At 65.7% G+C, this 11,767-nt stretch carries 11 protein-coding genes; 9 read left to right on the top strand and 2 right to left on the bottom strand.

Annotation, left to right across the window (positions count from 1 at the left end; all coding sequences use genetic code 11):
* Nucleotides 1-498, bottom strand: a complete 498-nt coding sequence (locus QM693_RS22380; RefSeq protein ID WP_283353461.1) for an SRPBCC family protein — start codon at nt 496-498, stop codon at nt 1-3.
* A 123-nt stretch (nt 499-621) separates the two neighbouring features.
* The gene (locus QM693_RS22375; RefSeq protein WP_502942662.1) at nt 622-1,608 is read right to left on the bottom strand and encodes a GlxA family transcriptional regulator; all 987 of its coding nucleotides are present in this window, start codon (nt 1,606-1,608) and stop codon (nt 622-624) included.
* Nucleotides 1,609-1,733: 125 nt separating this feature from the next.
* Between QM693_RS22375 and QM693_RS22370 the strand changes: the two genes are divergently transcribed.
* The 9 genes from QM693_RS22370 to fadD11 all read left to right on the top strand — a co-directional run bounded on the left by QM693_RS22370 (nt 1,734) and on the right by fadD11 (nt 11,749).
* On the top strand, nt 1,734-2,372 hold the full coding sequence (locus QM693_RS22370; protein WP_283353459.1) for an HD domain-containing protein: 639 nt from the start codon (nt 1,734-1,736) through the stop codon (nt 2,370-2,372).
* 55 nt (nt 2,373-2,427) lie between these two features.
* Nucleotides 2,428-2,865, top strand: coding sequence for a carboxymuconolactone decarboxylase family protein (locus QM693_RS22365; RefSeq protein ID WP_283332318.1), 438 nt, complete (start codon nt 2,428-2,430; stop codon nt 2,863-2,865).
* Nucleotides 2,866-3,361: 496 nt separating this feature from the next.
* A complete protein-coding gene (locus tag QM693_RS22360) occupies nt 3,362-4,906 on the top strand; it encodes a flavin-containing monooxygenase (protein ID WP_283353497.1) in 1,545 nt (514 codons plus the stop codon).
* On the top strand, nt 4,903-5,835 hold the full coding sequence (locus QM693_RS22355; RefSeq protein WP_283353458.1) for a metal-dependent hydrolase: 933 nt from the start codon (nt 4,903-4,905) through the stop codon (nt 5,833-5,835). Before QM693_RS22360 ends, QM693_RS22355 begins: the two co-directional genes overlap by 4 nt.
* Nucleotides 5,832-6,935, top strand: coding sequence for a PDR/VanB family oxidoreductase (locus tag QM693_RS22350; protein ID WP_283353457.1), 1,104 nt, complete (start codon nt 5,832-5,834; stop codon nt 6,933-6,935). The genes QM693_RS22355 and QM693_RS22350 overlap by 4 nt, the downstream gene beginning before the upstream one ends.
* The gene (locus tag QM693_RS22345) at nt 6,932-7,459 is read left to right on the top strand and encodes an SRPBCC family protein (RefSeq protein ID WP_283353456.1); all 528 of its coding nucleotides are present in this window, start codon (nt 6,932-6,934) and stop codon (nt 7,457-7,459) included. Before QM693_RS22350 ends, QM693_RS22345 begins: the two co-directional genes overlap by 4 nt.
* Nucleotides 7,456-8,940, top strand: a complete 1,485-nt coding sequence (locus tag QM693_RS22340) for an aldehyde dehydrogenase family protein (RefSeq protein ID WP_283353455.1) — start codon at nt 7,456-7,458, stop codon at nt 8,938-8,940. The genes QM693_RS22345 and QM693_RS22340 overlap by 4 nt, the downstream gene beginning before the upstream one ends.
* Nucleotides 8,940-9,911 carry an SDR family oxidoreductase gene (locus tag QM693_RS22335; RefSeq protein WP_283353454.1) on the top strand — a complete coding sequence of 324 codons (972 nt, stop codon included), beginning with the start codon at nt 8,940-8,942 and terminating at the stop codon, nt 9,909-9,911. Before QM693_RS22340 ends, QM693_RS22335 begins: the two co-directional genes overlap by 1 nt.
* A complete protein-coding gene (gene fadD11 / locus QM693_RS22330) occupies nt 9,908-11,749 on the top strand; it encodes a fatty acid--CoA ligase FadD11 (protein WP_283353453.1) in 1,842 nt (613 codons plus the stop codon). The genes QM693_RS22335 and fadD11 overlap by 4 nt, the downstream gene beginning before the upstream one ends.
* Nucleotides 11,750-11,767: the final 18 nt, after the last annotated feature.

Here is an 11,767-nt window from a genome sequence, read left to right as displayed (position 1 = left end):
CTACTCGGCCGTCCAAGCCTGGGAGGTCGTGGCGGCAAGCTCGGCCAGGTGGTGCAGCGAGTTGGTGAGATGCTCAGGACCGAACGGCGGGAACTGGATGTACTCGCGGATGAACTGGGGCACCGCAGACCAGTCGTAGGTGAGCGTGACCTCGGTCTCGGCCGGGCCGCGCGGCACCAGGTCGTAGCGCCAGATCCAGCCGCCGAACTCCAGGCGACCGCCGTCCTTCTCCTGCCCCGTCATCCAGCCGATGGCGCGCGGCGGGTCGATCACGTGGACCTCGTTGGCCACCTGATACTCACCGTTCGGATGGTTGGGGTGATACATGTCCATCCGGAATATCTGCCCCACCTCGGTCAGCGGCGCCCGGTCGGCGGCTTGCTGAACCCAGCCGGTGCCGTCGATCGCAGAATGGGTCGTCGGGTCGGCCAATACCGCGAACACCCTGGAGGCGGGCGCGGTGACCGTCACAGTGGCGCTCACGTTGTCTTGTTCCACGGTATGCACGCTCCTTGTTGCCTCATCTCACACCTCCCGCAGGTGCGGAAGCGGACACTCATCAATACAGACTGCGTGGCGAGGCGGAATTCATCGGTCGCCGACGCCACACGGTGGCCATGGTTATCCTGCGTCGGCGCGGTGTGCGGTGCCGAAGCGGCGTTGGTAGGCCGCCGGGGACATCGACAGCTCTCGCACGAAGACTCGTCGCAGGCTTTCGTAGCTGGGAAATCCGGCGAGGGATGCTGCCTGTGTTGCGTTATGTCCGTGGTCGAGGAGGGCCTTTGCCAGGTCGAATCGGATCAGTTCGACGTATCGGGCAGGTGTGGTGGACAGCTCGGTGCGGAAGAGTCGTGTGAGGTGGCGGGGGCTCATGTTGAGGTGTGTGGCGAGTTCGGCAAGCGAGTGGTTCCCGGCGGGGTCCGCCGTCACGAGATCCACAATTCGGCGGAGGGCTGGTGTGCGCGGCGGTGGGCCTTGGAATGGCGCGGAGAATTGCGATTGTCCGCCCGCGCGCTGCAGGTAGACCACGAGGCGTCGGGCGACGTCGCGTGTCAGTTCGGGGCCGTGGTCGTCTTCGACGAGGGCCAGCGCTAGGTCGATGCCGGCGCTGACGCCTGCGGAGGTGTAGGTGGTGCCGTCGCGAACGTAGATCGAGTCGGGTTCGACGTGGGTCGTCGGGTGGCGGGCGGCGAGTTCGTGGGCGACTTTCCAGTGCGTGGTCGCGCGTTTGCCGTCCAGGAGGCCTGCCGCCCCGAGGATGAATGCCCCGGTGCAGATGGAGCCGACCCGGGCGGCTCGGGTGGCGAGGGTGTGTGTGGCGTCGAGGAGGTCGCGGGCGATGGCGGTTCGGGGGTAGATGTCGCCGCCGGCGACGAGGAAAGTGTCGGGGGACGGTTCCGATGCTGCGTCGCCGTCGACGGAGATCGTGATGCCGATGGACGATGCCACATTGGCCCCGGTCGGTGACAGCAGCACGATCTGGTAGTCGGCGCCGCATAGGTTCGCCTCGGCGAACACCTCGGCGGGGCCGGCGACGTCGAGCAGTTTCACCCCGTCGTAGACCAGGACCGCGACCCGATGCGGGTGGGGGCCGGTGTGCATGCTCATCGCCTGTCCGGATTCGAGTGGTTCATGGCCGGACCGAGGCGGCGCCGGAGGCCAGGTGTGCGGCACCGTTGGGGGACGGACACATCGTCTGTTCTACAACATCGAAACCTGAACGTGCAGGGCTCATGACCGAGATCATCGCAGGAGTGGAGATTCCCGAGACGCAGGCGGCGGCTGAGGCCACGGTTCTGATCAGGGAGACGACGAACCCGCTGATTTTCCATCACTCGCGGCGGGTGTTCCTCTTCAGCACGCTGCGGGCTCGCGAGCTCGGCCTGCGGCCGGACCCTGAGCTGCTCTACCTCTCTGCCCTCTTCCACGACACGGGTCTGCTCACGCCCTTCTCGGATGTGGAGCAGCGGTTCGAGCTCGATGGCGCCGATCGTGCTCGCAAGTTTCTGCTCGATCGCGGTTTCTCCGATGCCGCCGCTGAGGTGGTGTGGACGGCGATCGCGTTGCACACGACGCCGGGGATTCCCGGCCGGATGGGGGATGAGGTCGCTGCCACGAACTTCGGTGTTCTCACCGATGTGGTCGGGCTGGGTCTGGACGGTCTGCACCCGGATCAGGTGGAGGAGATCACCGCTGTCCATCCGCGGGGTGACTTCAAGAACGAGTTTCTGCGTGCTTTCGTCGACGGGCTCAGCTATCGGCCGGACACGACCTACGGCACCGTCAACGCCGACGTGCTCGAGCACTTCGTTCCGGGCTTCCGCAGCGTGAGCATGGTCGATCGGATCACGGGGTCGGCGTGGTCCGCGTGACCGGAACGCACGCACGACCATTCGTCAGTCCGGCACACTATTCGAAGGAAACATGATGACCAGCGTGAATCTCGGTAAGCAGCACCCGTCCGTTTACCAGAGCCTGACGAAGTTGGACGCGGAGGTGAAGGCAGCTCTGGAGGCGGCGGGGGTGGGCCCGCTGCTGGTGGAGTTGGTGAAGATTCGGGTCTCGCAACTCAACGGCTGCGCGTTCTGTCTTCGCTTGCATACCCGCGACGCGCTGGCCAAGGGGGAGAGCGCGGATCGACTTGCGGTCGTGGCGGCGTGGTGGGAGTCGCAGTACTTCAGCGACCAGGAGCGGGCGGCGCTCGGGCTCGCCGAACAGGTCACCGCGCTCGCTGTCCCGGAACGGCGGACCTGGGACGACGGCTCACTCACCGACGTGCAGGTGTCCGCGATCAGCTGGCTGGCGACCGTGATGAACGCCTGGAACCGGGTCGCGATCACCAGCCACTATCCGGTTGCGCCGTAGAGTTCTCGGTCCTCGCGGCACGAGGCAGGCGGTGACGGCGAATCGGGCCGGCGCAAGTGCGGGAATCGCGGTGGTTGTCCATGGCGAGTGTCACCTGGTTGGATCCGGCGTGCTGTTGACGTTGGCCTGGGCTTCGATTGCCAGCGAAACATGGTCTATGACCCGGCTTTTGGAAATTTTCGAGTTGCCGGTGAGCCAATGCTGGTACAGGAACGCGAGAGCGCCGAACATCGTTGCCGTCCGTGCCCATGATTTCCAGGCCTGCTTCGATCAGTTGTTCCCGGCGCGTGGCCCGTCGGTCTTCCGGCTCCTGTCCACGCCATCGGCGGGGTGCGCCGCGGCCGGTCTCGGTCATGTCCTCATCCTCTCACTGCGGCGTGCAGGTCGGATGCCGGTGTGATCCTCTCCCTAATGTTGACATCGATCGCTGTTGACAGCGTGTGATGTCAGTTCTAGTGTTGCCGGCATGCGCGGCATCAACGAGGAGGGCGCCCGAATGGTCAGGTCTGCAACACCGGTGGAACTTCCGGTCGACAGCGTCGATGACCCACCCGAAGTGGTCGACGTACTCGTCGTCGGAGCGGGATTCGGTGGGCTGGGAACTGCGATCAGACTGAAACAAGCCGGCATCGACGACTTCGTCGTGCTCGACCGCGCGGAGGACATCGGCGGGACGTGGCGGGTCAACACCTACCCGGGAGCGCAGTGCGACATCCCCTCGATCCTCTATTCATTCTCTTTTGCGCCCAACCCGAACTGGACCAGGCTTTACCCGCTGCAGCAGGAGATCCACGACTATCTCCGCGCCTGCACTGAGAACTTCGGCATCGTCCCGCATCTGCGGATGGGTCACGACGTGCGGGACGCGACCTGGGACGACGACTCGCAGGTGTGGCACGTGACCACCAGTCGTGGAACCTGGGAGGCGCGGATCCTGGTCGGGGCGATGGGCCCGTTCAGTGAACCGGCGGTACCGAACCTCCCGGGACTAGCGAGCTTTCGAGGCGCTGTCTTTCACTCGGCTGCCTGGGATCACGAGCACGATCTCGCGGGGGAAAGGGTCGCGGTGATCGGAACCGGTGCCTCTGCGGTCCAGATCATCCCCCGAATCCAGCCGATCGTCGGTTCGATGACAGTGTTCCAGCGGACCCCGACGTGGATACTTCCGCACCCCGACCAACCGATGACCGGATGGCCCCGGAAATTGTTCGCGCGGGTACCTGTTGCCCAGCGGCTGGCACGGACCGGTCTCGATCTGGTCCAAGAGGCGATGGTTCCCGGATTCGTGTACAAGCCGGCGCTACTGAAAGGGCTGGCGGCACTCGGCCGCGCCCACCTGCGCCGCCAGATCCACAACCCCGAACTGCGGACAAAACTTACGCCCACCTATGCGTTCGGCTGCAAACGACCAACGTTTTCCAACTCCTTCTATCCGGCGCTCGCGCAACCGAACGTGGACGTGGTCACCGACGGAATTCGGGAAATGCGATCGAATGGGATCGTCACCGAGGACGGCGTTCTGCACGAGGTCGACACGATCGTGCTGGGAACGGGCTTCCGGTTGACCGACAATCCCGCGTTCGATGTGGTGCGAGGCCGAGACGGTCGTACCCTCGCCGAGGCGTGGAACGGCAATGCCCGCGCCTATCTCGGCACCACTATCAGTGGTTTCCCCAACTTCTTCATGTTGCTCGGTCCCAATTCGGTCGTCTACACCTCGCAGGTTGTGACCATCGAAGCGCAGATTGCGTACATCCTCAGTTGTCTGCAGGAAATGAACGCGCAGGGGGCGGCGAGTATCGACGTCCGCCCCGATGTTCAGCAGGCATTCGTCGACGAGGTCGACGAGAGGTTACAGACCTCGGTATGGAACACCGGCGGGTGCAACAGCTACTACCTCAGCGGCGAGGGCCGCAACTTCACCTTCTACCCGGGGTTCAACCGCCGCTTCCGCGCGCGGACCCGCCGGGTGGACCTCGACCACTACATCGTCAGCGGGGCCGGAGCCTCGGCAAAGTCGCCAGTGAGGACAGCAGGATGATGTCGTTTCCCCGAATCGGCCGAAACCCTGTGGTCGATCCTGTCGGTGCGCGGCGGTACACGGACGAGGCACACGCGATCGCCGCTCGTGACGTCGAGTTCTCCTGGGATGGAGTGCCATTGCACTATGTTCCCGACGAGCCGATGGCCACGCACGTCATCAACTTCATGCATCTGGTTCTTCCCGAAGGTGAGCGCGCGATGTCCGCGACGTTGGCGGAGGCACTGCCGCTGATCGAGGACGAGCGGCTCCATGAGGAAGTGGTCGGGTTCGTCGGCCAGGAGGCGACTCATGCCGCTTCGCACAAGGGTGCCCGTGAACACCTCGCGGAACTGGGCATGGACATCGAACCGATGGCGAAGAAGATGGACTGGCTCGTAGACCGGATTCTGGGAGATCGAGGGCTGTCCGGCCGCGCGAAACGGGCGTGGCTGTGCGAACGGCTGGGCTTGTTCGCCGCCATGGAGCACTACACCGCCGTGGTGGGGGAGTGGCTGCTGACGGACCCCGCGCTGGAGAAGGCGGGCATGCATCCGGTGATGCTCGACATGGTCCGGTGGCACGGCGCCGAGGAGGTCGAGCACCGGAACGTCGCCTTCGACGCCTACATGTACGTCGACGGCAGCTATGCCCGCCGCGTACGAACGGCGCTGATCGCCAGCCTCACGCTCAGCTTGCTGTTCCTGACATCGATGAACTACCTCTTCTGCACCGACCCGTCGACGGACAAGGGTCGCTTCTGGCCGCTGCAGCTGATCCGTGCAACCAGGCGGGGGCTCGTGCCCAACATCAAATTCCTGATCACGGAGATTCCGCCGTACCTCCGTCCCGGCTTCCATCCCTCGCAGATCGGTGACATGGATGTGGCGATGCGATACCTCGCACAGTCGCCTGCCGCCAACCGTTCCCACCGAGAAAGTCACTCATGACGATGACGACGTCGGACAGGTCCGCAGGTTCGGACTCCGATACGCCCCATTTCGAACCCTCCAGGGTTCTCCGGCTGGCCGCGCGGGCGACGGTCGCGTACCGGCACGTGTTCGCCGCCAGCCGTGCTGCTCCATGGCTGTCGAGGCCGAAGCCTGTGCGCAACTGGGGGTTCGATAGGGATCTGATCGTTGCGGAGGTGCGGACCGAGGCTGCTGATGTGGTCAGCCTGAAAGTGGTGTCGCCGGACGGACGCGATCTTCCGTCCTGGATCCCGGGCGCTCACCTCGACCTGATCCTCCCGTCGGGAAAGCAACGGCAGTACTCTCTGTGCGGCGACCCCGACGACCTGTCGTCCTACCGCATCGCGGTCCGCCGGATCGACACCGGTCTGGGTGGCTCGATCGAGGTACACGACTCCCTGCGGGCAGGGACGCCGATCACCGTGCGGGGGCCGCGCAACGCCTTCCCGCTGGTGGCCGCGGACTCGTATCTGTTCGTCGCGGGCGGAATCGGAATCACTCCGATCCTGCCGATGCTGAAGAGATGCCACGACCGTGAACTGCCATGGCGGCTGGTGTATCTCGGACGCTCCCGAGCGACCATGCCGTTCCTCGATGAACTCGCCAGGTACTCCCGTGGCCAGGTCGAGATCCGGCCGGACGACGAACTCGGCCCTCCCGACATCACCGGAATCGTCGCCACGGCTTCACCGGGTGCCGCCGTCTACATGTGCGGCCCGACACCGTTGATGACGACCGCACGTCGGGTGATGCGCGAGATCGACCCGACCGGATCGCTTCACACCGAACGCTTCTCACCACTTCCGGTGGTCGATGGCAGCGAGTTCGAGATACACCTCGCCCGCCGAGGGACGACCGTGTCCGTCGGGCCGGACGAGACCGCGCTGGCCGCGATCCGCCGGGAGGTCCCCGGCGTCGCCTACTCATGTCAGCAGGGCTTTTGCGGCACCTGTCGCGTACGTGTTCTGGCCGGCGAGGTCGATCACCGCGACAGGATCCTGACGCACAACGAGAAGGAGGATTCGATGCTGATCTGTCTGTCCCGCTCGGCCGGTGGGTCACTGGTGGTCGACCTGTGACGCGCTGGTACCCACTCGCCGCGACCGACGACGAGTTCCTGCAGACCGCCCGATTCCGGATCGTGCACGTCGTGAATCTCTCGACGGACACCGACCACGTGTGGAGTGTGTTGACCGCACACGACGCACTGGTGTCGTGGGCGCGGCTGATCACGGCAAGCGAGTGGACATCGTCGCGGCCGTTCGGCGTCGGCACCACCAGGACCGTGACGCTCGGGCACGGGGCCGCAGCGCTGAGGGAACGCTTCTACCGCTGGGACGAGGGCAGACGGATGACCTTCACCGCCGAGGCAGCCAGCAGACCGGGATTCCGCCGGTTCGCCGAGGACATCACCCTGGAGTCGACGCCGGACGGAACCCGCCTCACCTGGACCTTTGCGGTGGACTCCGCGCCCGGTTTCGCCCCCATTCTCGCGCTGTCCCTGCCACTCCTTCGTCGGGTGACACGGGGATGGGTGAACGCGCTCGCCGACACGGCGCTCGACGACACGGCGCTCGACGGACCGAAGGGCACCACCCGATGATCAGCACCTCGGCTGCGGCCGACACGTTCGATGTGATCAGTCCGGCGACCGGGCAAGTGGTCGGTACTCACCCACGCGGGTCGGCCGACGACGTCGACGACGCGGTGCGCCGCGCGCGTGAGGTCGCCGGATGGTGGGCGGCACTGGGATTCGAGGCACGGGCCCGGCGACTCGATGCGTGGCGGGGCGTCATCGCCCGCCGGGCACCGGAACTCGCGGAACTCACCCACATCGAGATGGGCAAGCCGCAAGCGGACGCGATGCTCGAAATTGCGATGGCCTTGGAACACCTCGCGTGGGCAGCGAAGAACGCCGCCCGGGTACTGGGTCGGCGCACGGTCCGCCCCAGCCTCCTCACCGTCAACCAGGCGGCCGGCATCGAGTATCTCCCCCTCGGAGTCGTGGGGGTGATCGGACCGTGGAACTACCCCATTTTCACCCCGCTCGGTTCTCTGTCCTTCGCGCTCGCAGCCGGGAACACCGTGGTCTACAAGCCCAGCGAGTACACCCCGGGAGTCGGTGTGTGGTTGGCCCAGACATTGTCCGAGGTCGTGCCGGAACACCCGGTTCTGCAGGTGGTCACGGGTGACGGCTCGACGGGAGCAGCGCTGTGCCGATCGGGTGTGGACAAGATCGGGTTCACCGGTTCCACCGCCACCGGAAAGCAGGTGATGATCGCGTGCGCGGCGACGCTCACCCCGGTCCTGATGGAGTGCGGCGGAAAGGACGCCTTGATCGTGGACGCTGACGGCGACCTCGACGCCGCGGCCGATGCGGCGGTGTGGGGTGGATTCTCCAACGCCGGTCAGACCTGCCTCGGGGTGGAGCGGGTGTACGTGCACGAAGAGGTATTCGACCGCTTCGTCGATCGGGTGGTCACCCTCGCAGGCACGATCCGCGCCGGTACCGGCGGGAACGCCCAGATCGGCCCCGTCACCATGCCCACACACATCGACGTGATCCGTCGCCACATCGACGACGCGATCGGAAGGGGCGGCCGCGCCGTGCTCGGAGGGCCGGACGCCATCGAGGGCAACGTGGTGCAGCCGACGATCCTTGTGGACGTGCCGGAGGACAGTGCCGCGGTCACCGAGGAGACATTCGGGCCGACACTGACCGTCGCCAGGGTGCGGGATATGGACGAGGCGGTCGAACGGGCCAACGCGACCCGATACGGGTTGGGGCTGAGCATCTTCTCCCGCCGTCACGGCGACGAGATCGCGACACGAATCCGCACCGGCGCGGTGTCGGTCAATTCGTACGTCATGTACGCCGCCGTCCCGAGCCTGCCGCTGGGTGGTGTCGGTGATTCCGGATTCGGCCGGGTTCACGGCGCTGACGGGTTGCGGGAATTCACGTTTCCCCGTGCGATGACGAGGCAGCGATTCCCGTCGATTCTTCCGCTCACCACGTTCCGGCGCACACCACGCATCGACGCTCTGGTCCGCATTCTCGTCCGACTGCTCCACGGAAGGCATTGATGATGGCCACGTTCAGAACCCGGTCGACAATTGCGCGCACCCTGAGAGACCTGGGCCTCCCACTTCCCGGTCGAGGCGCCGAGTACAACGTTGCCGGCAAGGTGGTCCTGATTACCGGCGGAGGTGACGGTATCGGACTGGCATCGGCGCGAGCGCTGCATGCCCGCGGTGCAACGGTCGCACTGCTCGACGTCAATCAATCATCGCTGACGGCAGCCGAATTCGCGCTCGGCCGACGGCGGGTCCTCACCCTGGTCGCCGATGTCCGCGACCGTCCCGGCATGGATGCGGCCGTGCACGCGGTGATCGAGCGGTATGGGCGGATCGATGTGGTGATCGCGAACGCCGGAGTGACCCCGCCCCCGTCCACCCTCCGCCAGATCGATCCGGTGGGCTTCGACCGCGTCATCGACATCAATCTCACCGGTGTCTTCAACACCGTCCATCCTGCGATCGACGAAGTGATCGCGCGACGCGGCCACATCGTGGTGGTGTCGTCTGCGGCGGCCTTCGCACCCGGTCTCGGTGGCGCGTCCTACATGATCAGCAAGGCCGCCGTCGAACAACTCGGCCGGGCACTCCGTCTCGAACTCACCGGATACGGCGCCTCCGCGGGTGTGGCGTACTTCGGGATGGTCGACACCCAACTGGCTCGGGCAACACTCGACGACGACGAGATCGGCAGAAGGCTCGATGCGCGTCTTCCGCGTCCGCTGCGCCGCCGCATCAGCCCGGAGGATGCGGCGACGGTGATCGCAGACGCTGTCGCCCGCCGCGCGGGACGCACCCTCGCTCCAGCGGCATGGCAACCGTGGGCCCTGGGACGAGGACTGGTGAACGTGCTCGCCGACGGCTACCTCGCGGCCGACGCCGAATGCCACCAACTGATCCGTGAGCTCGAAGAACGCCCCGTCACCACACATGCGAGTGGATCCACGACAGCCGGTCCCGACGCGAGGAGAACCCCATGACCATCGAGGAAGCGCCCCACACCCTGTGCGCAGCTTTTCAACGCACCGCCGCCATCGACCCGGACGCCATCGCGCTGCGAACGGTCGGCGATGCACAGACGTTGACCTGGCGGCAGTACTCGAGCCAGGTCCGCGACGTGGCAGCCGGATTCGCCGCACTCGGAGTCCGCCGCGGCGACACCGTCGCCGTGATGATGGCCAATCGTGTGGAGTTCTACCCCATCGATGTCGGAGCCCAACATGTCGGGGCGACGTCGTTCTCGATCTACAACACGCTTCCCCCCTCTGCCATCGCATACGTTCTCGGCAACGCCGAAGCCAAGGTCGTGGTGTGCGAGGCCCAGTACGTGGAGCGGATCAGGGAATCCGGCGCACAGCTGGAGCAGATCGTCGTCATCGACGCCGAGGGAGGAATTGCCCCGGCCGGGACACTCACCTTGAACCAGATGAAGGCGCTCGGCTCACTGGACTTCGACTTCGACGCCGCGTGGCAATCGGTGCGGCCCGACGATGTCGCAACCCTGATCTACACCTCGGGCACCACCGGCAACCCGAAAGGCGTGGAGTCGACTCATGCCGCATTGCTGTTCGAGGCCGGCGCGGTGTGCTGGATCCTCCCGATCGAGTTCGGAGACCGCATCACCTCCTTCATGCCGTCGGCACACATCGCCGATCGGATGACGGCGCTGTACTTCCAGATGGTGTTCGGAACTCAAGTCACCGTCGTCGCGGACGTGCGGGAGATCGCTGCCGCACTTCCCGACTGCCGGCCGACCATCTGGGGCGCGGTGCCGCGTGTCTGGGAGAAGCTGAAGATCGCGGTCGAGCGGGCGGTGGCGAACGAGCCGGACGACGCACGACGGCACGCGTTGCAGTGGGGGCTCGATGTCGGCGCACGCCGGATCGAGATGCTCCGGGCAGGGCTGCCGGTACCGGAGGAACTGGAACACGAGTTCGTCAAGGCAGAATCGATGGTGTTGGCGCCGATGCGCGCCGAACTCGGCTTCGACAAGCTCAGATGGGCCGTGTCGGGGGCGGCACCGATACCCGCCGACACGTTGGCGTTCTTCTCCGGGCTCGGGCTGCAGATCTCCGAGATCTGGGGGATGTCGGAACTGACCTGCATCGCCAGCGCGGCCCCGGCCGATCCCGCCAAACTGGGAACGGTCGGCAAGATCGTGCCCGGCATGGACATGAGGGTCGCGAACGACGGTGAGCTTTTCGTTCGTGGCCCCCTCGTCATGAAGGGTTACCGGGGCGAGCCTGCCAAGACTGCCGACGCCGTCGACGCCGACGGATGGCTGGCCACCGGTGACGTGGTGTCCATCGACCCGGACGGATACCTCGCCGTGATCGATCGGAAGAAGGAACTGATCATCAACTCGTCGGGGAAGAATATGTCCCCCGCCACCATCGAGAACGCAATCAAGGCCACCTCCTCGCTCATCGGCGGCGTGGCCACCATCGGAGATGCGCGGCCGTACAACACGGCCCTGATCTCACTCGACCCCGAGGCCGCAGCCAATTTCGCTGCGACGAAGGACATCCTGGTCGACGCCGCTTCCCTGGCACGAGACCGCGACATGATCGCGATGATCGCGACCGCCGTCGCGATGGCCAACACGTGCCTCTCTCGCGTGGAGCAGATCAAGCGCTTCCTGATCCTCCCCACCTTCTGGGAGCCGGGCGGTGACGAACTCACCTTGACGATGAAGCTGCGCCGCAAACCGATCGCCGAGAAGTATGCCTCCGCGATCGAGCTGCTCTACCGCGAACCACTCGCCCAAGGTGTGTATGAGCCCGCCGCCCGGACGTCGGAGGTCCCGGTGAGGAGCTGAGACACCTGATCCCTCATG

Origin of the sequence: Rhodococcus sp. IEGM 1305, from assembly GCF_030058635.1 — a bacterium.
GTDB lineage: Bacteria > Actinomycetota > Actinomycetes > Mycobacteriales > Mycobacteriaceae > Rhodococcus_F > Rhodococcus_F opacus_D.
Note: the sequence above shows the minus strand (reverse complement) of the source record. Positions and strands in the feature narration are given on the sequence as shown.